Genomic DNA, 26,459 nt, shown 5'->3' with positions numbered 1-26,459 from the left:
GTGAAAATTCCGGTACAACCCTCCGTTCTTAAAACCTTTCGCCGACGTTTAACCAATCTTAGCAGCCGCAATCGGTCGCTGTTGCTGACGAGCCTGCCAGCGGATCAGTTTATAGACCTGCATGAAACGGATTTTCTACTTAACAGAGCTTCGTTTTCGGTAGTCGCCGATCTGATTGGGCGAAGACCGTCAGTTTCTCTTTGTGAAGTGCTCGATGCCCGGCAGGAACGCAGTAATGAGGTTAGCCGTAAACTCCGCCGGATCGACCGAACCGCCCGTTTTATTGAAGAAGAACGCGGTACAGAAGATTTATACGTCGGCTGGCCATTCGTACGGGGAAAATTTTTGGACGAGACCGTCATCCACGGGCCGCTGCTTTTTTTTCCCGTACAGATTGAACAGCAAGGTAAATTCTGGAAACTTAACCGACGGGGTGACGAACTGGCCTTTTTGAATCCAACCTTAGCGTTAGCCTACGGTCAGTTCAACCAGGTTAAACTACCGGATGAGGTCATTGAAAAAAACGTAGATGATTACGATAAAGACCCCTTAGTGTTTCGTACCCAGCTGTATGAATGGTTAAAAGAGAGCCCACTCGAAATCAATTTCAATCAGGATCTATTCAGCGACCGACTTCAGCTTTTCAACAAATTAACAGCTAAAGACCTCGGTCAACTAGAGCGTACCGGAGAGTTGAAGCTATATCCCGAAGCGGTTTTAGGCATCTTTCCCCAGGCCGGATCATATCTGGTGCCCGACTATGATGCTTTGATTGAGCGAATAGCCGAAAGTGATCGACTGTTCACCGATGACGTAGCGCCGGACGACTTCGATTTCCGCTCCTCTCCGGTTACTATCCTTGAGAGAAATTTACACACTCCCCTACTGATGGATGCCTCCCAGGAGGTGGCTATTCGAGCAGTCAAAGCTGGCCAATCGTTAGTAGTTCAGGGGCCACCCGGCACAGGTAAATCGCAGTTGATAGCAAACCTGATGGCCGACGCGGCTGCTTCTGGTAAACGCGTGTTGCTGGTGTGTCAGAAGCGAGCCGCACTCGACGTGGTGCAAAAGCGGCTGGAGGCAGTAGGCATGACCCCATTTGTGGCGCTCATTCACGACTTCCAGGAAGACCGACGGGCTGTATACAACCAGATTGCCAAACAGATTGAGCAAATTGATACCTATCGCCAGCAAAACAACAGTTTAAACACTGTATTGCTCGAACGTGATTTCGATATTGAGAGCCGCCAAATCGATGAAACGGTTACTTACCTGCAAACATTCAAAGACGCGTTATTTGATACCAGCGTTTGTGGCGTTTCGCCCAAAGAACTATACCTGACTAGTAATCCAAACGAGCCGGTCATTCCGCTGGACGATGTTTATCAACAACTCCACATGGCCACTGTGGATAACTTTGTTCGTCGGCTGGTTGATTACGCAATGTATCAGCAGCAGCTTGGGCCAACGCATTCGTGGAGTGATCGCGTTAATTTCGCGCCTTTCTCAAATTCTGATTTACCCAAAATTGACCAGACACTCGTTAACTGGGCACGCACCAGAACCATTACCAACGAGCAGTTGACTCATTTGTTAGGTCGTCCCCTCTCTCTCAATGAACTAGCCGACTGGCAACAGCATGACTGGGAATTAACAGCCTTGCTAACCTTGATCGATACTCCAGATGTCGCTGCTCTCTGGAGGCTGATCAAGCATTTCAGAGTCAACCCAGCGCATCCCGCCCTATCCGTTAGTGATGCTTACTACGAGCACGTAGCATCGTCATGGCAAACTACGCTGGCCGCTCCTGGCCCTGAACTTTCGCTGGCAACCGACGACGTCAGTAGTTTTAATACGTTGTTGAATGATGCCCTGGCTACCCGTCCATCCTGGATTCAGTGGAATTGGTGGCAACTCACCAACCCCGGCAAAATGCAACTTCAACGGGTAATAGCCGCCAACGGACTAACCCTGTCCGAAGGGGATCTGCACATACTCAAGAACAAGATTCAGAAACGCATTGTACTCGACACGGTTGAGCAGAAAGTTAAAGCTATCCTTGATGACCTGCCCCTGACCATTACGCCCGACAGCCTGGAGCTGCTGCGTCGAGCCCAGCACGTAATGGAGCGCATCAACGATTCACAGCCCTTACGCCATCTACCTGACTCACTTTATCAGACACCCCAGCAGTTTAGAGATGCTATAAACGTAATATTAGCTAGAGCTAAAGACTTACAGGAGCAACAATTGGTTAGTCAACAGTATCTAACTGATAGTCAAGTTACTTGTATCTGGCAAGACGATAGGTGCGTTCACGAGCTTCAGCAATCGTTACGGCGAGACTTTGATTTGCTCGTTGAAGCAGATTGCCTCCAGGAAGGCTTTTCAGTAGTCGAACGAACCGTACTTGAACGTTTGCTCGATAGGCCTCCTGCTAGCTGGAATGAACTGTTTCTGAATTCCCTTCGCTTAACGTGGCTCAATCATCTCGAACGTCAGCATCCGGAGCTCCGTAGTGTATCATCGCTTAAAATGAGTCAGTTGGAGCAGGCATTACAAACCAGCGTTGAGCGTAAGCAGATGTTGAGCCGTGATATTTTGCTTGTGAAATTACGTGAGCAAACGTACCGTAACCTCGCCTATAATCGGCTCAACAACGTAGTGACTTACCGAGATTTGCTGCATCAGACAACAAAGAAACGAAACGTCTGGCCCGTCCGTAAACTTCTTGAAGCATTTGCCAGTGAGCTATTCAAATTGGTTCCGTGCTGGCTGGCCTCTCCCGAATCAGTCTCTGCATTATTTCCGCTCCAGGATGATTTATTTGACTTGGTCATTTTCGACGAAGCCTCTCAGTGCTTTGCCGAAAATGGAGTACCGGCAATAGCACGGGGAAAACAAGTGGTTGTAACTGGCGATAATCAGCAGTTGCGGCCGAGTGATTTATACCGAACACGGCTAGGCGAACCAGAAGCAGACGACGAAACGCCAGCTGCTCTGGAAGCAGAATCACTACTGGAATTAGCGGCTCAATACCTACCACAAGTTTCGTTAACCGAGCATTATCGTAGTCGTTCGCTCGACCTGATTACATTCTCAAATCAACACTTTTACGGAAACAGACTATCCTTACTTCCGCACTACGACGACATTAATCACCATGAACCCGCTATTCGTTATCTGAACGTTAAAGGTACTTGGCAGCAAAACACGAATCGAGCGGAGGCCGAAGCTGTTCTAGAAATTCTCAGCCAATCGGCCACTGAGCTTCCAGGCCGTTCTGTAGGTATCGTTACGTTTAATTATCCGCAACAGCAGCTCATTCAGGATATGTTAGACGAATCGTTCAATAGTCAGGAAGGGCCTTTTTATAAACTATCTGTTGAAGAAGGGCTATTTGTAAAGAACATTGAGAACGTACAGGGAGATGAACGCGATATCATCATTTTTTCGATTGGTTATGCACCCGACGAACGTGGACGATTAGCCATGCAATTTGGTAGCCTAAATGCAGCTGGGGGCGGAAACCGCTTGAACGTAGCCATTACTAGAGCCCGCGAACGTATTTATGTTATTACAAGTCTGTGGCCCAACGAATTAACCGTTGATAATACAGCCAATGAAGGCCCCAAGCTCTTGAAAGCTTATTTGCATTATGCCCTTGACGTAGCTCAAGAACGGTTCGTTTTAAGGCCTAGACTTAACGCGACGTTGCCTTCTGCTTCGCTGCTGAAAGACAAACTTCGAATTAGTCATTCAAACTGGCAGCCAGAGCTTCCCTTTGCCGATTTAACTGTCAAAGACGCCAACAGTTATCGGTCTTTGATTTTGACTGATGATGACAGCTACTACCAGCAAAGTACGAAACAAGCTCATGCGTACTTACCGGTTTCTCTGCGTTCGCGCAAGTGGATGTTCCAACGCATCTGGAGCCGGGAGTTTTGGCGAAAAGCTGACATAAAAAAATAGCCCGGAAACATTTCCGGGCTATCTCTTACTCTTTCATCATTCCAACAAACTGATCAAACAAATACCTCGAATCGTGCGGTCCTGGAGATGACTCCGGGTGGTACTGTACGGAGAACGCGGGCTTATCTTTCCGACGAATTCCTTCAATAGTCTTATCATTCAGGTTTACGTGTGTTAGCTCAACGTTTGCGTGATCCAGCACTTCTTCCGCGCGAACGGCGAACCCGTGATTTTGCGATGTAATTTCACAATGACCAGTAATCAAATTCTTAACGGGATGGTTAAGGCCACGGTGTCCATTATGCATTTTATACGTTGAAATGCCACTAGCCAGCGATAAGATCTGATGGCCCAGGCAAATGCCAAATACAGGCTTTTCCTCGTCCAAGACTTGCTTAACCGTCTCAACCGCGTAAGGCATGGCAGCAGGGTCCCCTGGGCCATTGGCGATAAAATAGCCGTTAGGCTTCCAGTCCGCCAACTCATTGTATGGCGTACGAGCTGGGAAAACTTTACAGAACACCCCGCGCTCGTTAAAATTACTTAGAATACTACGCTTAACGCCCAGATCTAGTACAGCAACGCGTAATTTAGCTTCGGGATCTCCTTGCTCGTAAGACTCTTTGGTACAAACCTCCGACGATAATTCAAGCCCTTCCATATTAGGCACTTTTTGTAATTCAGCTAACAACACAGCAGGGTCAAGAATCTCCGATGAGATAATGCAGTTCATTACGCCCTTCGAGCGAATGTATCGAACAAGCTGCCGTGTGTCAACCCCGTGAATTCCCACAATATTCGCCCGTTCGAAGTAGTCTTGAAGAGAACCATCAGCCGTATAACGCGAATGGATGTTTGAGAAAAAATTACAAACCATTCCGCGGATTTTCACTCCACTTGACTCTTGTTCGGCGTTGTTTAGAACCCCGTAGTTACCAATGTGAGAGGTCGTATTAATAATAACTTGCCCGTAATACGAGGGGTCTGTGTAAATCTCCTGATAGCCGGTCATGCCGGTGTTAAAGCAGATTTCGCCACCAGCTGTACCAATCTTTCCAAGGGCCAGCCCTCGATACACCGAGCCATCTTGTAAAACCAGCAGAGCTTCGGGTTGCTGCGTATGTTTCATAAGTACGTTTTGACTAGAAAAGACTAAAAAAAAGGGCTAACCCATAACGGTTAACCCCAATTTTGTATGAACGACGACTTCGTCATTAGCTCTGCTTAGTTTCGTCGTCGGCCGATGCTTCAGGGGCAGATGGCGTTTCATCAGCAGGTGCTTCCGTTGTGGTATCTACAGCAACAGGAGCGGCCTCAGCAACAGGACTTTCTTCAGTTGTTGCTTCTACAGCAGGCGTAGCTTCTACTTCTGTAACTTCAGCAACAGGAGCAGCTTCAGTGGTCGTAGCAACGCCCTGGCGGCTTGCTGAACTACCGCGACGGCTTCGGCGCGTTTTGGTAGCAGCAGATGCTTTTTCGGCAGCAGCAGCAATCAGCACCTCGTTGAAGTCAACCAATTCGATGAGGCAGGTTTGGGCATTGTCACCCAAACGGTTACCTAATTTGATGATACGCGTGTAACCACCCGGACGACTGGCGATTTTATCGGCCACTGTTCCGAACAGTTCTTTCATCGTTTCTTTATCGTTCAACGACTGGAACACGACCCGACGATTCTGGTACGTATCGTCTTTGGCCCGAGTCAGAATAGGCTCCACAAACTTGCGGAGTTCTTTCGCCTTCGCAACTGTCGTCTCAATACGCTTATGCAGGATAAGCGACGACGCCATGTTCTGCAACATCGCTTCGCGGTGCGAGTGCGTCCGGCTTAGGTGGTTATCTTTTTTACCGTGTCTCATTGTTTTGGTTAATCAAAACCGGCGCGTGAATTTCACAACTGACGCGCCAGTCGATAGCGATTAATCTTCGTCTAGTCTATACTTAGCGACATCCATGCCGAACGTCAAATTCTTCTCAGCAACTAATTGCTCAAGCTCCGTCAGCGACTTCTTACCAAAGTTACGGAACTTCATCATGTCCGAAATCTCCAGGCGAACAAGGTCACCAAGTGTCCGAACATCTGCCGACTTAAGACAGTTGTAAGCACGAACCGACAGATCCAGATCAGCCAGCGACGTTTTCAGAAGTTTGCGCATGTGCAGTACTTCCTCATCCACCACATTTTCTTCCTCTGGCTTGGTCGTCTCAAAAGTCATCGTTTGATCCGAGAACAGCATGAAGTGCTGAATCAAGATATAAGCGGCACCCTTTAGAGCCTCTTCTGGGTGGATCGATCCATCCGTCTCAATATCTAGCAGCAAGCGCTCATAGTCCGTTTTCTGCTCAACCCGGGTATTTTCAACGCTGTATTTCACATTTTTGATAGGTGTGTAAATAGCGTCAATTGGGATGTGGCCAAACGGCAGCTCATTGGCTCGTGGTTCGTCAGCCGGAACATAGCCGCGGCCTTTTTCCACGAAAATTTCCATCTCTAAGTCACGCGTATCGTCGATGTGGCAGATCTCCAATTCAGGATTAAGCACTTCAAACGATGGCGAGAACTTAGATATATCACCGGCCTTCAGGACCGATTGCTTCTTAATATTTACCGTGATCTTGTTGTCAACCATGTCGTTGATCTTCTTAAAACGAACCATTTTCAGGTTCAAGATGATCTCCGTCACGTCTTCAACTACGCCCTCGATAGAAGAAAACTCGTGCAACACACCAGGAAACTTTACGCTTGTAATAGCGTAACCTTCCAATGATGACAGCAAAATACGCCGAAGCGCGTTACCGATTGTTACACCGTATCCTTTTTCAAGGGGTTTGAATTCAAACACCCCGTGAAAGTCGTCGGCTTTCTCCACTACGACTTTGTCGGGCATTTGGAACGCTAAAATTGACATACGTTTCGTATTGTTTACAGCAGTTCTCTGCCTTGGCGTGAAGACTCAAATATGAGTTTCCAGTTTTAGTTGAAAGTTTTCAGTTGGAAAAGCATCTATGTAAGCACTTCTAACCAAAAACTGAAAACGTAATAACCGTTAACTCTATAGTAAAGGCGGCAGAACCCAAGGAGTTCCGCCAGCCCGATTACTTCGAATACAATTCGACGATAGCCTGTTCATTGAAATTCTCTGGAATCTGATCCCGCTCAGGGTAGCTGATAAACTTACCCGTCATTTGCTGACCATCCCACTCAACCCAGTTATAACGCTTCGTGTTCCGGGCTGACAAGCTCGACGATACGGCTTCCAACGATTTAGATTTCTCACGGACGCCAATCAATTGACCAGGCTTCAATGAATACGAAGGAATATTCACTACTTCGCCATCCACAATAATGTGCTTGTGTGATACCAGCTGACGAGCAGCCCGACGTGACGAAGCGATACCTAAGCGGTATACGGTGTTATCTAAACGTGCTTCACACAATTTCAGCAGGTTTTCACCCGTAATACCTTCGCGAACCTGAGCACGATGGAATAAGGCACGGAACTGGCGCTCCAAAATGCCGTATGTATATTTTACTTTCTGCTTCTCGAGCAGTTGGAGGGCGTATTCAGACTGCTTCCGCTTACGGCCTCGACCGTGCATACCCGGTCCGTAGTTTTTCTTTTGTAGCGCTTTGCTGGGGCCTAAAACAGGCTCACCGAACTTACGCGAAATTTTGGCTTTTGGCCCAATATAACGTGCCATTCGTTCAATGAATGAATAATTGTGAAACATTGGACAGACACAACTTAATGTCGCCTGCCCCTATTCATGCCATCCGTAAATTATACGCGACGACGTTTTGGCGGCCGACACCCATTGTGCGGCAGCGGAGTAATGTCACGGATTGTGGTAACTTCGATACCTGAGTTCTGAATGGTACGGATGGCCGACTCACGGCCTGATCCTGGACCTTTCACAAACACTTCGGCTTTCCGCATACCCAAATCATGGGCAACGGTAGCACAGTTTTGAGCGGCTGTCTGGGCGGCATAAGGCGTGTTCTTTTTAGAACCACGGAAACCCATTTTACCAGCCGACGCCCAGGAAATAACCTGGCCGTTCATGTTGGTGATCGAAATGATAATATTGTTGAACGTAGCCCGGATGTGCACCTGGCCAACCGATTCAACAACTACTACCCGCTTTTTCGCTTTGTCTTTGCGTTTTGCTTGAGCCATTGTTTTTAGAGGTAATCGTCAAAATGATGTCGGCTTTCACTAGTTGTCACCTGTATAGTTAAGTGACTGCAAGTGCTCCTAACAACGCTGAACGACCAATTAATTACTTAGTTACTTTCTTCTTGTTAGCAACTGTCTTCCGCTTACCTTTCCGGGTACGGGAGTTGTTTTTAGTATGCTGACCACGAACTGGCAACCCTTTCCGGTGCCGGAGCCCACGGTAGCAACCAATGTCCATCAACCGTTTGATGCTCAACTGCACTTCTGAGCGTAGCTGACCCTCTACTTTGTATTCACTAGAGATGGCGTTACGTACAGCACTGGCTTCATCGTCTGACCACTCACTGGCTTTCTTATCAACGCTAATACCAGCATCGGTTAGAATTTTTTTAGCCCGGCTACGACCAATGCCGTAGATGTATGTCAGCGCAATCTCACCACGCTTCTTGTCTGGAATATCAACACCTGCAATACGTGCCATGCTTAACCTTGTCTTTGTTTGTAACGGGGATTCTTTTTATTGATCACGTACAGTTTCCCTTTCCGACGGATCACAATGCAGTCTTCGCTGCGCTTCTTAATCGACGCTTTGACTTTCATGGTTCCTTATGTTATTTATACCGATAAACAATCCTCGCCTTACTTAAATCATAAGGCGACATCTCTAACTTAACGCGATCTCCAGGTAAAATTTTGATGTAGTTCATCCGCATCTTACCCGAAATATGAGCAATTACTTCGTGCTTGTTTACCAGTTCAACCCGGAACATTGCATTCGATAATGCTTCCAAAATTACGCCATCCTGCTCTATAGAATTCTGCTTTGCCATGTTCGCTTTATGCTGCCATCAGTTCCGGTGTTTCGACCATCAGGCTCGTGTTCGCGGTGACTGCTTCTATATATTCAAAGGTTGTCAAAATCTCAGGCTTGCCTTTACGTACAGCCACCGTATGTTCAAAGTGAGCTGATGGCTTACGATCAACCGTACGGATTGTCCAGCCATCACGCTCCTGTACAATGCCTTTCTTGCCAAAGTTAATCATCGGCTCAATGGCCAGAATCATACCTTCACGTAATTTCGGACCTTGACCACGCTTCCCATAATTGGGTACTTCAGGTGCTTCGTGCAGGTTTTGACCAACCCCATGTCCCACTAATTCTCGAACCACTGAATAACCAAACTTCTCTGTATAGCTTTGAATGGCATAGCCAATATCCCCAATTCTGCCACCATCTACTGCCTTTTCCAAGCCAATGTAAAGTGACTCTTTAGTTCTTGTCAGCAACCGGCGTACGGCCGGACTTACATCCCCAACAGGGTATGTATATGCACTATCGCTATGGTACCCGTTTAACTTCACTCCGCAATCGATAGATATAATATCGCCATCGCGAAGCTCGTAGCGGCTAGGAAATCCATGAACTACTACATCGTTCACAGAGATACAAAGTGAAGCAGGAAATTTATTATAACCTAAGAAAGATGGAGAGCCACCGTTATCTTTAATAAACGTTTCGGCGACTGTATCAAGTTCCTTTGTTGTAACACCAGGCCGAATTAGTTTTGCAACTTCGGCATGTGCTTTTCCAAGTACCTGCGCACTGACCTTTATCAGAGCAATTTCCTCATCGCTTCTGACATAAATCATCTTATCTTTCTTATCAGAACCTGACATGCGAATTAAGCTGCTACTGTCTCATTTGTCCGACCTTGCACTCGACCAGATTTCATTAGCCCTTCGTAACGGCGCATGAGCAAGTAACTTTCAACCTGCTGTAACGTATCAAGCACCACACCAACCATAATCAACAACGACGTCCCACCAAAGAACTGGGCAAAGCCACTGGTCATTCCTAGTAAATTGGCGATAGCAGGTAAAATCGCAACGATAGCTAACATTATAGCGCCGGGTAACGTAATTCTGTCTAGCACAGTCCCAATGTATTCCGAAGTCTGGATACCTGGCTTCACTCCTGGAATAAAACCACCACTTCGCTTCATGTCATCAGCAATTTGGGTTGGATTCACCGAAATAGCTGTGTAGAAGAAAGTGAAGATTATAATCAGAAGTGCAAACAGTACATTATACTGCCATGTTGTGTAGCTCTGGAACACGTTTTGGACACTAGCTGCAAAATCGCTTTTCTCTGCGAAAAGACCAGCCACGTATGTTGGAATGAACATAAGGGCTTGTGCAAAAATAATTGGCATTACACCTGCAGCATTCAATTTCAAAGGCAAGTACTGACGCTGTCCCCCAACTACTTTATTACCTATAACTTGCTTAGCATACTGAATAGGGATACGTCGAACAGCTTGCGTCAGCACGACCGCTCCCATTACCACAAAGTACAGTCCTACTAACTCAAGTACGAAGATCAATATTCCTCCTGATCCTCTCGACTGTTGTTCACCAATAATGGCGCCTGGAAGCCGAGAAACGATACCGATCATAATAATCATTGAGATACCGTTACCAATACCTTTGTCGGTAATCCGTTCACCTAACCACATACAAAATATGGTACCAGAGGTAAGGATAAACAAAGATGAAATAGTGAACAGTCCTCGATCAATTAACAGAGCATCAGTAGGAATAGTCGTATTAATATACGTTACTGCCTGTACTGCTGTAACACCAATAGTAAGTACTCGTGTTATCTGGTTCAACCGTTTGCGCCCTGACTCACCTTCTTTCTGCATCTTTTGGAAATAAGGCAGAGCCAAAGTAAGTAACTGTATAGCGATCGATGCCGAAATGTAAGGCATGATGCCTAGAGCAAAAATCGACGCTTTACTGAATGCACCGCCTAAAAACGTATCTAATAAACCTAGTAACCCTTGCGGATTTAAGTTTAGTTTATTAGGATCAACGCCTGGCAATACAATAGCCGAGCCAAGACGAAACGCCGTAATAAATAACAGCGTGTTGAGGATTCGACTCCGCAACTCGTCAATTGCAAAAATATTCTTAAACGTGGTGATGAGTCGGTTCATAGGATAGGTCGGCTTTTGCCGTGCTCACAACTTAGTTAGCAGCTTCCTCTTTCGCTTGTTTGGTTGGCACAATTGCCTTACCTCCTGCTTTCTCAATCGCTTCTCTAGCGCTTGCAGAAAAAGCATGAGCATGAATCTCGACGGCCGAAGTTAACTCGCCCCGGCTCAAAACTTTCACCAAATCCTTTTTACTAACTAACCCATGCTGAAGCATGAAGTCCATATCTACCACAGTAACCTTAGTTTCGTCAACCAATGCCTGGATAGAATCAAGGTTCAAAGGCTTGTATTCGACGCGGTTAATATTCTTAAAGCCAAATTTAGGAACACGACGTTGTAACGGCATTTGACCACCTTCAAAGTGTGTTTTCTGGCTGTAACCTGAGCGCGATTGCGCTCCTTTGTGCCCCCGCGTGGATGTACCACCCATGCCTGAGCCTTGCCCGCGTCCGACTCGCTTGCGCTCTCTGACGGAACCTTTTGCCGGTCTAAGGTTGCTTAAATTCATTGTTGTATAGTTAAAAAGATGATTCTTTTGGCCTCTCAACTCAACGTAAACTCTTAGCTACGCTGGTATGATAACCAAAAGAATCGCAAAGATACTTAAATTTCTTCAACCTTTACTAAATGTTGTACCTTACTGATTGCTCCACGTAAGGCATCATTATATTCTAACTCAACACTCCGGTTGATTTTACCCAAGCCTAACGACTTGATAGCGTTCTTTTGTGTTTGCGGACGGTCAATGGTGCTTTTGACCTGCGTGATGCGTACTCGTGCCATGTCTTTTGCTCCTATTTTAACCGTTGAAAACCTTTGCCAAACTCACTTGACGCTGGAAAGCCACCTGATGAGGTAAGCGCATTTTCAGCAGGGCATCAAGCGTAGCTTTCACTACGTTGTGAGGATTTGACGAACCTTTAGATTTTGCCAATACGTCGCGGACGCCAGCAGATTCTAAAACAGCCCGCATAGCACCGCCAGCAATTACACCTGTACCCGGAGCAGCTGGCTTCAGCAGGACAAAGCCACCACTGAATTTACCTTCCATCTCATGAGGCACTGTGTGCTTCAATAAAGGAATCTGCACTAGATTTTTCTTAGCGTCTTCTACCCCTTTGGCAATTGCGTCGGTTACTTCGTTGGCCTTGCCCAACCCGTATCCAACAACACCATTTCCGTCGCCGACGACGACAATCGCCGAAAAACTAAACCGGCGACCACCCTTTACCACCTTCGCTACACGATTGATGGCCACCACCTTTTCTTTCAGGTCGGCTTCGTTAAACTTTGTCGGTCTTGCTGCGTTCGTGTTCATTGCTTAGAACTTAAGGCCACCCTCGCGGGCTGCGTCGGCCAATGCTTTTACTTTACCGTGATACAAATAGCCGTTGCGATCGAACACGACGGCGTCAATGTTCTTGGCAATCGCTTTTTCGGCTAGCCGCTGTCCAACTTTCTTCGCTGTTTCGACGGTGTTGCCTTCTACTTCGCTTTTCAATTCTACTGACGATGCCGATGCTAATGTGTTACCAGCGACATCATCAATGAGTTGAGCGTAGATCGCTTTGTTAGAGCGGAAAACTGATAGACGGGGCCGTTCAGCCGTACCAGATAGTTTGGCACGTATGCCGAATTTAATCCGCTGTCTTCTTGCTTTTTTATTCGTTGCCATCTTATTTGATTCCAACCAAATAGGCGATTTAAATTGTCATTGATTGTCATTCTTCGTCATTAATTGCCATCTGTTGTGATCAACGAATGATCACCTAATGACAATCAATGATAACCTGATGACCTTATTTCTTAGACGAAGATTTACCAGCTTTACGACGAACTTGCTCGCCAACAAAACGGATACCTTTGCCTTTGTATGGTTCAACTTTACGCAACGAGCGAATCTTTGCCGCTACATCACCTAAAAGCTGCTTGTCTGACCCTTCAAGGTAAACTTTGGGGTTTTGACCTTTTTCGGTTACCGCTGTTACTTTGATTTCAGACGGAACAGCTAAGTACACATTATGTGAGTAACCAAGCTGCAATTCAAGAACATTATTAGCTACAGATGCTTTATAACCAACCCCGATTACTTCAAGATCAAGCTTAAAGCCCTCGCTTACACCAGTCACCATATTGTTAACCAGTGACCGATAAAGACCATGCAGCGCTTTATGACGCTTCTGTTCAGTTGGGCGAGATACTTGAATCTGCCCGTCTTCGACTGCTACCGAAATATCCCGGTCAATCGTTTGGGTCAGCGTTCCTTTAGGTCCTTTTACCGTAACGACATTCTGGTCGTCTACAGACAACGTAACGTTGCTGGGCAGGACGATGGGTTTCTTACCTATGCGTGACATCGTTCAGTTCGGATTAATATACGTAACACAATACCTCACCACCGACATTCAACGTCTTTGCCTCTTTATCGGTCATTACACCTTTAGAGGTCGAGATGATAGCAACCCCTAATCCATTCAGGATACGTGGCAGGTTGTCGGCACCCCGATACTGGCGCAAACCTGGACGGCTGATGCGCTGTAAATCAACGATAGCTGGTTGCTTAGTCGTTGGGTTGTACTTCAGAGCGATTTTTATAATACCCTGTGGAGTGCTATCGTCAAACTTGTAGTTTTGGATGTATCCTTTGTCGTACAAAACCTTCGTAATTTCTTTCTTTATATTGGAAGCAGGAATTTCCACAACCCGGTGCTTGGCCCGGATAGCGTTTCTGATACGAGTCAGAAAATCTGCTATTGGATCTGTATTCATTCTTAGCGTTGCGTTACTTGCAAACCCCTGTTTCCAAGAAAGTTCGCAAAATTACGGAAACTGAATTACAAATTGAAATGATAAACTGGAACTTACCAGCTTGCCTTAGTTACGCCAGGAATCTTACCTGCTGATGCCATCTCACGGAAGGTAACCCGCGAAATACCGAACTTACGCATGTATCCTCTTGGACGACCCGTTAGCTTACAACGGTTATGCAGACGAACAGGTGATGCATTTTTGGGCAGTTTGTCAAGCCCAATGTAATCACCAGCGGCTTTCAGAGCAGCCCGCTTCGCAGCATATTTAGCTACTAACGCTTCACGTTTCCGCTCCCGTGCTTTAATTGATTCTTTTGCCATGTCTAACGCTTTTATAGGTTATTATTTGCCACTCTTGGCGAATGGCATACCCATTGCTTTCAGTAACTCATAGCTTTCGTTATCGGAATTGGCAGTCGTCACAAACGTGATATCCATTCCAGAAATCCGAGCTACTTTATCGATGCTGATCTCAGGGAAAATAATCTGCTCCTGGACACCAAATGTGTAGTTACCACGACCATCAAACCCTTTGTCACTAATGCCTTTGAAATCCCGAACCCGTGGCAGTGATACTGTCGTTAGGCGGTCAAGGAATTCATACATTTTCTCACCACGCAGAGTTACTTTAGCGCCAATAGGCATTTTCTCTCGTAGTTTGAAGTTCGATACAGCCTTTTTCGACAGTGTCGGAACAGCTTTCTGACCAGTAATGGTCGTTAACTCTTCGACACCTACATCTACCAGCTTTTTATCAGCTACAGCGGCTCCTATACCTTTGTTGATAACGATCTTGCTCAGACGCGGTACTTGCATAACCGACTTATACTGGAATCTATCTTTCAACTGAGGTACGACCTCGTTTAAGTATTTTTCTTTCAGTCTTGGCGTTGCCATTTTCTTAGACCTTTTCTGGTGTTACTTACGAATCTTAACGAAGACTCGGATCAGGGATAAAGTTGCCGGTCTTCTTCGAATACCGTTGCAACTTTCCTTTCTCGTTTAATTTACGGCCCGTGCGGGTAGGTTCACCAGTAGCAGGATCAATTACTTTCAGATTGCTGATGTGGATTGATCCTTCTGTTTTTTCCAGGCTTCCCTGCGGATTAGAAGCTGTTGGCTTCATGTGTTTGGTAATCATAGCTACGCCCTCAACGCGAGCACGATCTTTCTCTACGATCACTTCTTTCACCACACCGCGCTGACCCTTTGAGTTACCACCAATCACGACGACAGTGTCGCCTTTCTTGATATGGAACTTGTGTTTTGGCAGCGTTATTTTCTTTTCCATTGCTTACAGTACCTCTGGGGCTAACGATACAATTTTCATGAACTGCTTCTCGCGTAATTCACGGGCTACAGGCCCGAAAATCCGAGTACCGCGTGGCTCATCGTTGTTGTTTAGCAGCACGGCTGCATTATCTTCAAATCGAATATACGAACCGTCTTTACGGCGTATCTCTTTCTTCGTACGAACAACAACAGCTTTCGATACCGTACCTTTTTTCATGTTACTGGACGACAGCGCTTGCTTCACCGTCACGACAATCTTGTCACCGACTGACGCATAACGCTTGCCAGTACCGCCCAGGACGCGGATAACTAGTACTTCTTTCGCACCACTGTTATCGGCTACACCTAATCTCGATTCTTGCTGTACCATGTGTTATTTAGCCTTTTCGATGATTTCGACTAATCTCCAACGCTTATTCTTGCTCAACGGGCGTGTTTCCATCACACGAACCGTATCACCAATGTTACATTCGTTATTCTCATCGTGAACAGTAAGTTTCTTCGTTTTATGCTGAAACTTACCGTACAACGGGTGCTTCACTTTGCGGTCAATGGCTACAGTGATTGTCTTTTGCATTTTATTGCTGGTCACTTTACCAATACGCTCTTTACGTGCGTTCCGCTCCGACGTCGACTCTGAGCTACCTGCTGTTGAAGCTGGGGTAGCTGTTGCCTGCGGCTGTTCTGGTGCTACGACCGCTGGGGTTTCGGTTTCCGCCTGCGGTGCTGGTGCTTGTTGCTCTTCCATCGTCGTGTCTTATTAGGCTTGCCCTGATTTAGCCGTCAATTCCGTGTGCAGGCGAGCAATCCGTTTCCGACTCTCGCGAATGCGCATAGGGTTCTCAATAGGAGATACCGCATGGGCAAATTTCAGTTTCAGCAGACGGTCTTGTTCTACACCAATTTCAGTGCGCAATTCGTCAGCCGACAATCCTTTTAAATCTTCTTTTTTCATCTTGTTCGTCGCTTAAGGATACTACTCGTCACCTTGCTCCTGATAATCGCGCCGAACCACAAATTTGGTCCGAACGGGAAGTTTCTGAGCGGCAAGGCGCAGGGCCTCCATACCCGTTGCTAAATCAACGCCCGTTGCTTCGAACATAATCGTGCCGGGCTTCACTACAGCTACCCAATACTCGGGAGCCCCTTTACCTTTACCCATCCGTACTTCGGCTGGCTTCTTGGTAATTGGCTTGTCGGGGAAAATGCGAATCCAAACTTGGCCTTCACGTTTCATAGCCCGCGTTACAGATATACGAGCAGCTTCAATCTGGCGGGCGGTGATCCGACCTGGTTCCAATGATTTTATACCAAACGTACCGAAGGCGATTTCATGGCCGCGTGATGCAATACCTGGAATCCGCCCTTTATGTTGCTTACGGAATTTTGTTCTTTTTGGCTGTAACATCTTTGTAAGAAGTCTACAATTTGCAGTTCGGGGGCTTCAGTTTAACAAGCAATTGTCAAGAGAAATTCGACACTGCAAACTGAAAACCGAAAACTCGTTTATCGTCTTGGTCCTCCACCGCCACGGTTGCCACCCTGGCCACCACCGCGGTTATTACCACCACCACGGTTGCCACCCTGGCCACCGCCACGATTGTTACCGCCACGGTCATTTCCACCGCGATCACCACGTCCGCGTCCACCACGGTCGTTACCATCGCGATCACCACGTGGACCACGACGTTCACCACGATCGTTTGCGCTAGCAGTACGTTCGCCGGCTTGAGCCTGGCTCATCATAGCAGCTGGTGATAAATCACGCTTTCCGTATACTTCGCCTTTAAAGATCCACACCTTAATGCCGATTTTACCGTAGACGGTTTGCGCTTCCGAAATAGCGTAATCAATATCAGCACGGAGTGTATGAAGAGGAACACGACCTTCTTTGTACTGCTCCGAACGAGCGATTTCAGCCCCACCTAAACGGCCTGATACTTTCACTTTGATGCCTTGCGCACCTACACGAATCGCTGACTGGATAGCCTGCTTCATGGCACGGCGGAAGGAAATACGTGCCTGTAATTGCTGAGCAATCGCTTCTCCAACAAGTTTCGCATCGATTTCAGGACGCTTAATCTCGAAGATATTGATCTGGACATCTTTGCCCGTGATCTTCTTCAGCTCTTCTTTGATCTTGTCTACTTCACCACCGCCTTTACCAATCACAATACCCGGACGAGCTGTGTGAATAGTAAGTGTAACACGCTTCAGCGTACGCTCGATAACTACACGAGCAATAGCTCCTTTCGGAATACGAGCAGCTACGTATTTCCGGATTTTTTCGTCTTCAACGAGTTTATCCGAAAACTCTTTACCGCCGTACCAGCTCGATTCCCAGCCCCGAACAATGCCAAGTCGTAGGCCAACTGGATTTATTTTTTGTCCCATTTCTTATTGTTCGTTTTCAGGGGTGGTTTCTTCTACCTGAGTTAATGCAGACTGAGCCGCGCTATCAACCACAATTGTAATGTGATTTGACCGCTTACGAATCCGGTGACCACGCCCCTGAGGAGCCGGACGCAAACGCTTCAGCATCGGACCGCCATCCACAAAAATCGTTTTTACATATAAGTCAGCGTCTTCGATCCGCTCATCTTCATTTTTTTGTTGCCAGTTAGCAACTGCCGACAACAGCACTTTTTGCAATACGGCGGCACCGGCTTGCGGCTGATATTTCAATAAACCCAACGCCCGGCTAACGCGCTGACCACGAATTAAGTCGGCGATTAACCGCATCTTACGGGGCGACGTGGGCACATCTCTAAGTCTTGCTACTGCTTCCATTTTTTCAGTTATCACCGGGTCGCCGGTGCGATTAGGAGCGAACAGCTATCAGTTACCTATTGATAACTGTTGGCTGTTAGCTGATTTATCGTTTGCCCTTGTCTTTCTTTGCGGTGTGCCCCCGGAAGTTACGCGTTGGTGAAAACTCACCCAGTTTATGACCTACCATGTTTTCGGTGACGTAAACCGGGATGAACTTGTTGCCGTTATGAACAGCAAACGTGTGGCCTACGAAATCTGGCGAAATCATCGAACGACGCGACCAGGTTTTGATGACCGATTTCTTGCCCGATTCGTTTTGCGCCTGCACTTTGTTGTCCAGACGAAAATCAATATATGGGCCTTTTTTAAGTGAACGTGCCATTGTTATCTGTTACTTTTTGCGTCGGCTAATAATCATGCTGTTCGATGCCTTGTTCTTCTTACGGGTCTTTTGACCTTTAGCGAACTGGCCATTGCGCGAGCGTGGGTGACCACCAGATGCCCGGCCTTCACCACCACCCATTGGGTGATCGACAGGGTTCATCACAACAGCCCGTGTACGAGGGCGAATACCTAACCAACGGTTTCGGCCAGCTTTACCCATCACAACGTTCATGTGATCAGGGTTCGATACCGAACCTACTGTAGCAACGCATACGCTCAACACCCGGCGTGTCTCGCCTGAAGGAAGACGCAGAATAGCATACTTATCTTCACGACCTACTAACTGAGCATACGTACCAGCCGAGCGAGCCATAGCTCCACCTTTACCAGGCGTCAGTTCAATGTTGTGAACAATTGTACCGATTGGCATAGCATTTAACGGCATGGCGTTACCTACATCAGGTGTAGAACCTTCGCCAGACATAACGGTCTGACCAACGGTAATGCCCTGAGGAGCGATGATATAGCGCTTCTCACCATCAGCATACTGTACCAATGAGATACGAGCTGAACGGTTTGGATCGTACTCTACAGTCAAAACTTCGGCAGGTTGGCCGACTTTGTCGCGCTTGAAGTCAATGATGCGGTAGTGCCGCTTGTGACCTCCACCAATGTAGCGCATAGTGCGGTGACCTTCGTTGTTCCGGCCACCGGTTCTCTTGATGGGCTCCAGCAGGCTTTTTTCTGGCTTGGAGGCTGTTAGTTCCGCAAAGTCAGGTGCCACGCGGAAACGTGTACCTGGCGTTATCGGTCTTAGTTTTTTAACTCCCATGACTGAATAATTGGTAGAGCAATGTTGGTTTACAGGTCAGCGTAGATATCGATTACTTCGCCTTCTGCAACCGTTACGATTGCTTTCTTGGTAGTTGGGGTTTTCCCCGTTACAACGCGTCCGTTAATGTTCTTGCTACGCTTTTTGCCCAGCGACCGCAGTGTGTGCACAGACTCAACGTTAACACCGTACATTTTTTCGACGGCTTTACCGATTTCGAGCTTATTCGCTTTTAGCTCAACCTCAAAAGCATACTTCCCCTGCTTGTTAAGGCCCGTCATCTTTTCGGTGACGATTGGTCGTTTCAGTACGCTCATGATATTATTTGTCGAACAACGTTTGAATGGTTGACAAAGCTTCTTCGCTAATCAGCAGTTGGTCGGCGTTCATCAGATCATAGGTATTAACCTGTGAAGCGGTGGTAACCTTCGCTTTCTGCACATTCCGGCTAGATAAAACAACATTCGTGTTTACATCTGGCAGAATGAGAAGAGTTTTACGACCGGTTACATTCAGGTCACTCAAGAACTGGATGTAATCTTTCGTACGAGGAGCTTCTAGAGCGATGTTATCAATTACTGAGATGTTATTAGCCTGCGCTTTAACGGCGAAAGCTGATCTACGGGCCAGCGACTTAACCTTCTTGTTTAATTTGAAGCTGTAATCGCGGGGACGGGGACCGAAGATGGTGCCACCACCAACAAATACTGGCGACTTAGCGCTACCGGCGCGGGCACCACCTGTACCTTTTTGCTTCTTCAGTTTACGTGTCGAGTGCGCGTTTTCGGCCCGCTCTTTCGCCTTGTGCGTTCCCTGACGTTGGTTGGCCAGGTATTGTTTCACGTCGAGATAAATCGCGTGTTGGTTCGGCTCGATACCGAAAACCTCTTCCGGAAGGGTGACCTTCTTGCCTGTGTCTTCGCCCTTGCTGTTATATACGATTACTTCCATGGCCTATTTCTCAATAATAACGTATGAATTTTTGGCTCCTGGAATCGAACCGCTAACAACGAGCAGGTTTTGCTCAGGCATAACACGCAGAACGCGCAGGTTTTGCACTTTCACACGGTTGCCGCCCATGCGACCAGCCATGCGCAGACCTTTGAACACCCGCGAAGGGAACGAACAGGCACCAATCGAACCTGGGTGACGACCCCGGTTGTGCTGACCGTGCGTTTGACCGCCAACCCCGCCAAATCCATGACGCTTTACAACGCCTTGAAAACCGCGACCTTTGGCTGTTCCAACGACATCAACGAAATCTGCTTCGGCGAATACGTCGGCTACCGTAAGCGTTTCACCAAGGTTAAACTCTTTGTCGAATTCTTTGAACTCAACGAGTTTACGCTTAGGCGTGGTGCCAGCTTTTTTGAAGTGGCCTAGCTCCGGCTTGTTGGTGTGCTTTTCTTTCTTTTCGCCGAAACCCAGTTGCACAGCCGCGTAGCCATCCTTCTCGACGCTACGAACTTGAGTTACGACACAGGGACCTGTTTGAATCACTGTACATGCCAGAGCCTGCCCGTCCGCATTGTACACGCTGGTCATCCCGATTTTCTTGCCAATTAAACCAGACATTTGTGTTTGTTTAAAGTAAGCAGGTAATTAAGATAATGAACTCCCGTTCTCGGCTTTGCGGAAAACCTCGCATCGCCCAAATTGGGCCGCAAAGGTAAGGAGATTGTCGGACGATTCCTATATCTGCCTATTAATCAGGTCCAATAAACAACATAAAAAAGGTCGGGCGCACTGCACCTGACCTTAAATGGCGACAATACCTTTACGCTGCAAGGTTTGTTCACCGAAAAGTCAGATGTGGTTTCTACCAAGTCATATAGACCTCAGCGGACCTTCATCCTCGTATGTTGTTGTATTACACTCCGAGTTTGGGAGTGCAAAAGTAAGAATTACTTGTGAGAAATGAAAAATTTATTTTAAACTAATTTGCTTATTCTTTTGGTCTAACGTAAAAAGTGGTCAGCCTAGAGCTAATAGCTTTAAGCTGACCACTTTTACGTAGCTGCAAAGTCTTAGGGGTCTTACAGATTGAGGTACTACAAGTGAATTGCTTCTCCGTAAGCAGCTTCGGTTGCATCTTTTATAGCCTCCGACATAGTTGGGTGCGGGTGAACAGCTTTGAGTATTTCTTCGCCAGTGGTTTCGAGCTTGCGAGCAGCTACAACTTCGGCAATCATCTCCGTTACGTTGTTACCAATGAAGTGAGCTCCCAGAAACTCGCCGTATTTAGCGTCAAAGATTACCTTGACAAAGCCTTCTGGTGTACCCGATGCTTTTGCCTTACCCGAAGCGGTAAACGGAAACTTACCTACTTTAAGGTCATAACCTGCTTCGCGAGCTGCTTTCTCAGTGTACCCCACCGACGCAATTTCAGGTGTGCAATAGGTACAGCCGGGAATGTTGTTGTAATTAAGTGGCTCGACGTGCGGCAAACCAGCGATCTTCTCTATACAGATTATACCTTCGGCTGATGCTACGTGTGCCAACGCCTGTCCTTTGGTTACATCGCCAATAGCGTAATATCCTTCGATGTTAGTCCGGTAGTAATCATCAGTAACGATCTTGCCCCGGTCAACAGTTATACCGACCTCTTCCAGACCAATATTTTCGATATTAGCAACAATACCAGCGGCCGACAAGACGATATCAACATCAAAGGTTTTTTCGCCATCCTGCGTTTTAACGAATACTTTGCAGCCCTGGCCGCTCGTGTCCACTTTAGTTACCTCGGACTTGGTATAAATTTCGACGCCCAGCTTTTTGTATTGCTTGGCAAGTTCTTTCGAAATTTCTTCGTCCTCAATGGGCACAATGCTAGGCATGAACTCAACGATAGTTACTTTGGTACCCATGCTGGCGTAGACGTAAGCAAACTCAACGCCGATGGCTCCTGATCCAATCACGAGCATTGAGTTGGGCCGCTTTTCAAGCGTCATTGCCTTACGATATTCGATAATCTTTTCTCCGTCGTAAGGAGCAGCTGGCAGCTGACGAGCGCGGCTTCCGGTAGCAATGATGATGTGCTTCGCTTCATACTCAGTTGCTTTTCCATCGCCCCCGGTTACTTCAACTTTCTTACCGGGTTTAACTTTACCAACGCCGTTTATAACATCAATTTTGTTCTTTTTCATTAAGAACTGTACTCCCTTACTCATACTGTCGGCGACGCCCCGGCTCCGCTTAATAACAGCTCCAAAGTCAGCTTGTGACTCACCCTGGATAGTAATTCCATAGTCGGACGAGTGCTTAATGTATTCAAAAACCTGAGCTGATTTTAACAGGGCTTTGGTTGGAATACAACCCCAGTTTAGACAGATGCCGCCGAGGCTTTCGCGCTCAATAACGGCCGTTTTCATACCCAATTGCGACGCCCGGATCGCGGCTACGTAACCGCCTGGACCGCTACCCACAACGATTACATCGTACTGTGAAGCCATTTTTCGTTTTTAGTTAGTCATTAGGTAGCCATTGATCGTCAATAATGACAATCAATGACACTATTTAGAGAACGCAAAGGTAGACTGAAAAGTTGATACCGAAGCCAAACCTCTTACCCGCCTTCTTTTGTTCTATCTTTGCATTCTTTTATAATAAACTAGTATACGACAAGTTCATGACAACCGACCAGTTGAACGACTTGAGGGCCAGAGTAGAGGCCTTGAGGGGGTATCTTTGACTACGACACTAAGAAAGAACAGCTAGCCGAGCTTGAGCAACAAACGTTTCAGCCTGAATTCTGGAACGACCCTGCCCGTGCTGAAGGCGTAATGAAGCAGGTACGCGGTCTGAAAGGCTGGATTAGCGGCTTTGATAAATTGAACGGCCAGTTTGGCGACCTCGAAACACTATTTGAGTTCTATGAAGCGGGCGACGTAATTGAGGCAGAGGTGGAAGAGGAAGGTCGCAAAATGACCGATACATTAGAAGACCTTGAACTCAAAAAGATGCTTGGCAATGAAGAGGATCAGCTCAGTGCCGTGCTTGAAATAAACGCTGGAGCGGGCGGTACAGAGAGCCAGGATTGGGCCGACATGCTCTACCGTATGTATATGCGCTGGGCTGAAAGGCATGGCTACAGCCTTAAGCAGGTGGATTACCAGGAAGGCGACACAGCAGGCATAAAATCGGCCACAATCGAGGTGGATGGTCCGCTGGCGTATGGTTTTCTTAAATCTGAAAACGGAGTTCACCGGCTTGTCCGTGTATCACCTTTTGACTCAAATGCCCGGAGGCATACATCATTTGCTTCGGTATTTGCCTACCCATTAGTCGATGACACCATCGAGATTGAGGTTAATCCGGCTGATATCGATTGGGATACGTTCCGATCAGGGGGCGCTGGTGGCCAGAACGTGAACAAGGTAGAAACGGCCGTCCGGTTACGGCACCGCCCATCGGGTTTGATCATCGAGTGTCAGCAAGAACGCAGCCAGCTGCAAAACAAAGAAGTAGCGATGCGCCTGTTGAAATCAAAACTCTACGAAATAGAAGTGCAGAAGCGTAACGCAGCTCGTGCTGAAGTAGAAGCCGGTAAGCAGAAGATCGAATGGGGCTCGCAAATTCGGTCTTACGTGCTCGACGATCGGCGTGTGAAGGATCACCGAACGGGTTACCAAACGTCTAACACCGACGCCGTACTCGATGGTGATATTGATCCGTTTATCAAAGCGTTTTTGTTGGAGCAGGAATAGTCTGATTATCTGAGCAGGAATAGTCTGATTATCTGAACCGGGGTTTTAACAGGATTTAGAAGACTTACACGATCTTGTTTCAAGAATCTGATTTGAGTATGTAAACGTTTATGTAATCACAAACATTATGTAGATGCCTGTCAAATGAATCTTGTAAATCCTTTTAATCTCGTTAAAATCCTGGTTCAGACACTTCTCCTGGTCGCTTGTACCCAGCGCTCTGATGAGCCCATTATGATTATGAATCCGAATCCTAGTGCATCTAAGTATACCTTTCTTTCATTGGGGGATTCATACACGATAGGAGAAAGCGTATCAGCAAACGACCGTTGGAGCGTTCAACTGGCGGGTATGTTGCAGAAGGATGGTATTGACGTAAGTAGTCCAGACATTATTGCTAAGACCGGTTGGACAACGGCCGAGTTGCAGGATGCTATTAAAGCCAGCGGGAATAAAAAGACGTACGATTTAGTCTCTCTGCTTATTGGTGTGAATAACCAATATCGCGGGCAAAGTCAAGATCGTTACCGTACGGAGTTCAATCAACTACTACAAACGGCAATTGGCTTTGCGGGAGGTAAACCGGGACGCGTTTTTGTGCTGTCGATTCCTGATTGGGGCGTATCTCCGTTTGCACAAGGTCGAAACCAAAGGCAAATCTCTGGTGAGATCGACGCCTTTAATGCTATCGCTAAGGAAGAATCTCAGAAAGCGGGGGTTTCTTACGTCGACATTACTCCTTTAACGCGCAAAGCCGCTGGTGATAGCAAGCAATTTGCAGACGACGGATTACACTATTCGGGTCAGCAGATGCGACTATGGGCTGAAGCCGCCCTACCGATCGCGAAAACATTGCTCGAAAAATAATCAGCGGGGCGCACAAACCATTGCCAGATTCATACACGCTGACATTTGCCCAAACTTCTTCCACCGAGTCTGACTACCGTACTTGTACAGGTGCACAGCGCCAATAGACGGCATCGTAATAGGAATACCAAGGTAACTTCCTTTGCCCCCATAATTGACCCATTCGATACTTACCGCTACGTCGTCTGCCGCAAATACGTTATAAGGCCGCAGATCAACAGTAATCCATCCTTTCTGTGCTTTCTTCAAGTCGATGTATACTGGACGTTGCAGTAAGGAATTGCTGGGATAGTTACGACGTAAGCTGTACACATTGATGCGAAACCGGGTTGAGTCGAAGTTATTAGCGCTTACGTAGAAACGAAACTCTTCCAGATACGCCCCCTGCTTCGGAACACGAAAGACTCTACCAATTTCAGCACCCAAATTTTGCCTGGGTTTGTTTGACAGCGCAAAGTTGGTTTTCATCCTTGTGTCTACGTGATTATTACCGGTTTGTCGTACTTCCCAGTCTGCGGAGCGTACCGTTACTTCTCTTAGCCGAATCGACAAAGGAGTAAGCACAATAACGGGTTTAATGGCAAGCTTAGCTACGGCTACGTTAACTGGTAAGCTCAGGGCGGAATACCCTATTAAAGACACACGTAGCGTATCTGTTTGCCGAATGCCGTTCGTCAAATACAAGCTGAATCGTCCATTTTCATCAGCGACCGTACCTACTGTTGTATTCACAAGGCCCACACTGGCAAATGGTAGTGATGCGCCGGCCGTGTCAGTAACAACCCCTGTTAAAGTTGAAGGTAAACTTTGCCCCCAAACAAATGAGATTGATGCAAAGAGCATAAAAAAGGTTGCCCAATAAACCGTTTTCATTAGTGTACAATGAGTGATAGTTTGACTAAGCCAGTGTACTATTTGCTTTTGAAGCGAATTTGCTTTTGTAATACCATACGGTTCGGCTAATAATTAGCCCACCAATAATAGAGGGGGCAATCCAAGTAATCGTGCCAACCCACTCTGGAGAATTGGCGGGTGTAAGGCGGTTACCATTCGTAACAAGGGCGGCAGTGAACGTAGCGATGTAAGAGCCGCCCATCCGGGTTATGTGCTGGAAAAACCAATGCATTTTTTCTGCCGGCCGCTGAAAAAACTGATAATCTCGCCGGGCAAAAACAAACGTCAGAATGCCGAAAAACAGAAACGTAATGGCAAAAAAAGACGCTGATCTGGTGGATAAATACAGGCCGAATGCAATCATGCCAAGGCTCACGGCCATTGTCAGGTACGTAAGGCCACGATCAAATGCTGTACGTTCTCCATTCTTTTGTTTCGTTGCCCGCCAGCCTGTCACGCTTAAGTAGAAGCTTAGAACAGCTATCCCAGTCAGAAACAACCGCATCATTTTGAACGGTTGAAGAACGCACAGTAGCAAAGCTGTTACCGCCACTGCAATCATGCAATACACATAGACCAGCCCAGTACGATTATGTAGGCGGCTACCTTTTTTGGAGAACATAGGCACCAGGCCAATTAATAAGGCTGTGATACCCGCAGCGATGTGAGTAATGAGGAGCAGAACGATCAGCGTTTTCATGATTCCTTACGTTTAAGGTTCGCCATAACGACGAAACAAACGTACAGCGGCT

Annotated in this window: 36 protein-coding genes; 3 read left to right on the top strand and 33 right to left on the bottom strand. The window is 47.0% G+C overall.

The window, feature by feature from the left end:
- Nucleotides 1-3,972 carry an AAA domain-containing protein gene (locus ACFSUS_RS23150; protein ID WP_381526304.1) on the top strand — a complete coding sequence of 1,324 codons (3,972 nt, stop codon included), beginning with the start codon at nt 1-3 and terminating at the stop codon, nt 3,970-3,972.
- A gap of 25 nt (nt 3,973-3,997) precedes the next feature.
- Here the strand turns inward: ACFSUS_RS23150 and carA are convergent, their stop codons facing one another.
- From carA to lpdA, 31 genes are all read right to left on the bottom strand, one after another.
- On the bottom strand, nt 3,998-5,101 hold the full coding sequence (gene carA / locus ACFSUS_RS23145) for a glutamine-hydrolyzing carbamoyl-phosphate synthase small subunit (RefSeq protein WP_381526301.1): 1,104 nt from the start codon (nt 5,099-5,101) through the stop codon (nt 3,998-4,000).
- Nucleotides 5,102-5,186: 85 nt separating this feature from the next.
- Nucleotides 5,187-5,831 (bottom strand): 50S ribosomal protein L17, encoded by a 645-nt coding sequence (gene rplQ, locus ACFSUS_RS23140; RefSeq protein WP_381526299.1) that lies wholly within the window; start codon nt 5,829-5,831, stop codon nt 5,187-5,189.
- Nucleotides 5,832-5,891: 60 nt separating this feature from the next.
- The gene (locus ACFSUS_RS23135; RefSeq protein ID WP_381526297.1) at nt 5,892-6,881 is read right to left on the bottom strand and encodes a DNA-directed RNA polymerase subunit alpha; all 990 of its coding nucleotides are present in this window, start codon (nt 6,879-6,881) and stop codon (nt 5,892-5,894) included.
- A gap of 187 nt (nt 6,882-7,068) precedes the next feature.
- Nucleotides 7,069-7,674, bottom strand: coding sequence for a 30S ribosomal protein S4 (gene rpsD / locus ACFSUS_RS23130; RefSeq protein WP_381526295.1), 606 nt, complete (start codon nt 7,672-7,674; stop codon nt 7,069-7,071).
- Between the two features lie 80 nt (nt 7,675-7,754).
- Nucleotides 7,755-8,150 carry a 30S ribosomal protein S11 gene (rpsK, locus tag ACFSUS_RS23125; RefSeq protein WP_381526293.1) on the bottom strand — a complete coding sequence of 132 codons (396 nt, stop codon included), beginning with the start codon at nt 8,148-8,150 and terminating at the stop codon, nt 7,755-7,757.
- 103 nt (nt 8,151-8,253) lie between these two features.
- Nucleotides 8,254-8,631 carry a 30S ribosomal protein S13 gene (rpsM, locus tag ACFSUS_RS23120; RefSeq protein ID WP_077919279.1) on the bottom strand — a complete coding sequence of 126 codons (378 nt, stop codon included), beginning with the start codon at nt 8,629-8,631 and terminating at the stop codon, nt 8,254-8,256.
- A 2-nt stretch (nt 8,632-8,633) separates the two neighbouring features.
- Nucleotides 8,634-8,750, bottom strand: a complete 117-nt coding sequence (gene ykgO / locus ACFSUS_RS23115; RefSeq protein ID WP_009284800.1) for a type B 50S ribosomal protein L36 — start codon at nt 8,748-8,750, stop codon at nt 8,634-8,636.
- Nucleotides 8,751-8,761: 11 nt separating this feature from the next.
- Nucleotides 8,762-8,980: a translation initiation factor IF-1 gene (gene infA / locus ACFSUS_RS23110; RefSeq protein ID WP_381526289.1), complete on the bottom strand. Its 219-nt coding sequence runs from the start codon at nt 8,978-8,980 to the stop codon at nt 8,762-8,764.
- Between the two features lie 7 nt (nt 8,981-8,987).
- Complete coding sequence (gene map, locus ACFSUS_RS23105; RefSeq protein WP_381526330.1) at nt 8,988-9,800, bottom strand: type I methionyl aminopeptidase; 813 nt, start codon at nt 9,798-9,800, stop codon at nt 8,988-8,990.
- 32 nt (nt 9,801-9,832) lie between these two features.
- Entirely contained in the window at nt 9,833-11,149 is a 1,317-nt protein-coding gene (gene secY / locus ACFSUS_RS23100; protein WP_381526286.1) for a preprotein translocase subunit SecY, read from the bottom strand.
- A gap of 31 nt (nt 11,150-11,180) precedes the next feature.
- Complete coding sequence (gene rplO / locus ACFSUS_RS23095) at nt 11,181-11,657, bottom strand: 50S ribosomal protein L15 (RefSeq protein ID WP_381526284.1); 477 nt, start codon at nt 11,655-11,657, stop codon at nt 11,181-11,183.
- 95 nt (nt 11,658-11,752) lie between these two features.
- Entirely contained in the window at nt 11,753-11,932 is a 180-nt protein-coding gene (gene rpmD / locus ACFSUS_RS23090) for a 50S ribosomal protein L30 (RefSeq protein WP_381526282.1), read from the bottom strand.
- 16 nt (nt 11,933-11,948) lie between these two features.
- A complete protein-coding gene (gene rpsE / locus ACFSUS_RS23085; RefSeq protein ID WP_163941476.1) occupies nt 11,949-12,467 on the bottom strand; it encodes a 30S ribosomal protein S5 in 519 nt (172 codons plus the stop codon).
- A gap of 3 nt (nt 12,468-12,470) precedes the next feature.
- Nucleotides 12,471-12,824 carry a 50S ribosomal protein L18 gene (gene rplR, locus ACFSUS_RS23080; protein WP_381526273.1) on the bottom strand — a complete coding sequence of 118 codons (354 nt, stop codon included), beginning with the start codon at nt 12,822-12,824 and terminating at the stop codon, nt 12,471-12,473.
- Nucleotides 12,825-12,948: 124 nt separating this feature from the next.
- Entirely contained in the window at nt 12,949-13,506 is a 558-nt protein-coding gene (rplF, locus tag ACFSUS_RS23075) for a 50S ribosomal protein L6 (RefSeq protein WP_381526271.1), read from the bottom strand.
- Nucleotides 13,507-13,519: 13 nt separating this feature from the next.
- Nucleotides 13,520-13,918, bottom strand: a complete 399-nt coding sequence (gene rpsH, locus ACFSUS_RS23070) for a 30S ribosomal protein S8 (RefSeq protein ID WP_381526269.1) — start codon at nt 13,916-13,918, stop codon at nt 13,520-13,522.
- 92 nt (nt 13,919-14,010) lie between these two features.
- Complete coding sequence (rpsN, locus tag ACFSUS_RS23065; RefSeq protein WP_077919287.1) at nt 14,011-14,280, bottom strand: 30S ribosomal protein S14; 270 nt, start codon at nt 14,278-14,280, stop codon at nt 14,011-14,013.
- A 21-nt stretch (nt 14,281-14,301) separates the two neighbouring features.
- Nucleotides 14,302-14,856 carry a 50S ribosomal protein L5 gene (rplE, locus tag ACFSUS_RS23060; RefSeq protein ID WP_381526267.1) on the bottom strand — a complete coding sequence of 185 codons (555 nt, stop codon included), beginning with the start codon at nt 14,854-14,856 and terminating at the stop codon, nt 14,302-14,304.
- A 34-nt stretch (nt 14,857-14,890) separates the two neighbouring features.
- Nucleotides 14,891-15,250: a 50S ribosomal protein L24 gene (gene rplX / locus ACFSUS_RS23055; protein ID WP_381526264.1), complete on the bottom strand. Its 360-nt coding sequence runs from the start codon at nt 15,248-15,250 to the stop codon at nt 14,891-14,893.
- A gap of 3 nt (nt 15,251-15,253) precedes the next feature.
- Entirely contained in the window at nt 15,254-15,622 is a 369-nt protein-coding gene (rplN, locus tag ACFSUS_RS23050) for a 50S ribosomal protein L14 (protein ID WP_169550472.1), read from the bottom strand.
- Nucleotides 15,623-15,625: 3 nt separating this feature from the next.
- Nucleotides 15,626-15,853: a 30S ribosomal protein S17 gene (gene rpsQ / locus ACFSUS_RS23045; RefSeq protein ID WP_381526328.1), complete on the bottom strand. Its 228-nt coding sequence runs from the start codon at nt 15,851-15,853 to the stop codon at nt 15,626-15,628.
- A 159-nt stretch (nt 15,854-16,012) separates the two neighbouring features.
- Complete coding sequence (gene rpmC / locus ACFSUS_RS23040; protein ID WP_381526261.1) at nt 16,013-16,207, bottom strand: 50S ribosomal protein L29; 195 nt, start codon at nt 16,205-16,207, stop codon at nt 16,013-16,015.
- A gap of 21 nt (nt 16,208-16,228) precedes the next feature.
- On the bottom strand, nt 16,229-16,660 hold the full coding sequence (gene rplP, locus ACFSUS_RS23035) for a 50S ribosomal protein L16 (protein WP_381526260.1): 432 nt from the start codon (nt 16,658-16,660) through the stop codon (nt 16,229-16,231).
- 98 nt (nt 16,661-16,758) lie between these two features.
- Nucleotides 16,759-17,646 (bottom strand): 30S ribosomal protein S3, encoded by an 888-nt coding sequence (gene rpsC, locus ACFSUS_RS23030; protein WP_381526259.1) that lies wholly within the window; start codon nt 17,644-17,646, stop codon nt 16,759-16,761.
- Nucleotides 17,647-17,649: 3 nt separating this feature from the next.
- A complete protein-coding gene (gene rplV, locus ACFSUS_RS23025; RefSeq protein ID WP_381526257.1) occupies nt 17,650-18,042 on the bottom strand; it encodes a 50S ribosomal protein L22 in 393 nt (130 codons plus the stop codon).
- Between the two features lie 85 nt (nt 18,043-18,127).
- Nucleotides 18,128-18,406: a 30S ribosomal protein S19 gene (gene rpsS / locus ACFSUS_RS23020; RefSeq protein WP_020600951.1), complete on the bottom strand. Its 279-nt coding sequence runs from the start codon at nt 18,404-18,406 to the stop codon at nt 18,128-18,130.
- Nucleotides 18,407-18,415: 9 nt separating this feature from the next.
- A complete protein-coding gene (gene rplB / locus ACFSUS_RS23015) occupies nt 18,416-19,240 on the bottom strand; it encodes a 50S ribosomal protein L2 (protein ID WP_381526255.1) in 825 nt (274 codons plus the stop codon).
- A gap of 29 nt (nt 19,241-19,269) precedes the next feature.
- The gene (rplW, locus tag ACFSUS_RS23010; protein WP_381526253.1) at nt 19,270-19,557 is read right to left on the bottom strand and encodes a 50S ribosomal protein L23; all 288 of its coding nucleotides are present in this window, start codon (nt 19,555-19,557) and stop codon (nt 19,270-19,272) included.
- A gap of 4 nt (nt 19,558-19,561) precedes the next feature.
- A complete protein-coding gene (gene rplD, locus ACFSUS_RS23005; protein ID WP_381526251.1) occupies nt 19,562-20,191 on the bottom strand; it encodes a 50S ribosomal protein L4 in 630 nt (209 codons plus the stop codon).
- Nucleotides 20,192-20,194: 3 nt separating this feature from the next.
- On the bottom strand, nt 20,195-20,815 hold the full coding sequence (gene rplC, locus ACFSUS_RS23000; protein WP_381526249.1) for a 50S ribosomal protein L3: 621 nt from the start codon (nt 20,813-20,815) through the stop codon (nt 20,195-20,197).
- Between the two features lie 476 nt (nt 20,816-21,291).
- Complete coding sequence (gene lpdA, locus ACFSUS_RS22995; protein WP_381526247.1) at nt 21,292-22,692, bottom strand: dihydrolipoyl dehydrogenase; 1,401 nt, start codon at nt 22,690-22,692, stop codon at nt 21,292-21,294.
- 176 nt (nt 22,693-22,868) lie between these two features.
- On the opposite strand from lpdA, the gene prfB reads away from it, so the two are divergent.
- Together prfB and ACFSUS_RS22985 are read left to right on the top strand one after the other, a co-directional pair.
- Nucleotides 22,869-23,946 (top strand): peptide chain release factor 2 gene (gene prfB / locus ACFSUS_RS22990; protein WP_381526245.1). Its coding sequence is split into 2 segments (ribosomal slippage): nt 22,869-22,928 and nt 22,930-23,946, totalling 1,077 coding nucleotides; the frame shifts between segments, so codons are not numbered across the junction.
- A gap of 234 nt (nt 23,947-24,180) precedes the next feature.
- Nucleotides 24,181-24,813: an SGNH/GDSL hydrolase family protein gene (locus ACFSUS_RS22985; RefSeq protein WP_381526326.1), complete on the top strand. Its 633-nt coding sequence runs from the start codon at nt 24,181-24,183 to the stop codon at nt 24,811-24,813.
- Here ACFSUS_RS22985 and ACFSUS_RS22980 read toward each other — a convergent pair whose 3' ends face one another.
- Together ACFSUS_RS22980 and ACFSUS_RS22975 are read right to left on the bottom strand one after the other, a co-directional pair.
- Nucleotides 24,814-25,686, bottom strand: coding sequence for a carboxypeptidase-like regulatory domain-containing protein (locus ACFSUS_RS22980; RefSeq protein ID WP_381526243.1), 873 nt, complete (start codon nt 25,684-25,686; stop codon nt 24,814-24,816). It lies immediately after the preceding gene.
- A gap of 25 nt (nt 25,687-25,711) precedes the next feature.
- Nucleotides 25,712-26,407, bottom strand: coding sequence for a DUF2306 domain-containing protein (locus ACFSUS_RS22975; protein WP_381526242.1), 696 nt, complete (start codon nt 26,405-26,407; stop codon nt 25,712-25,714).
- Nucleotides 26,408-26,459 lie beyond the last annotated feature (52 nt).

The sequence above is a fragment of the Spirosoma soli genome, from assembly GCF_042684525.1.
GTDB classification, from domain to species: domain Bacteria; phylum Bacteroidota; class Bacteroidia; order Cytophagales; family Spirosomataceae; genus Spirosoma; species Spirosoma soli.
The sequence above is the reverse complement of the archived record's forward strand: the minus strand, read 5'-3'. Positions and strand labels throughout refer to the sequence as shown.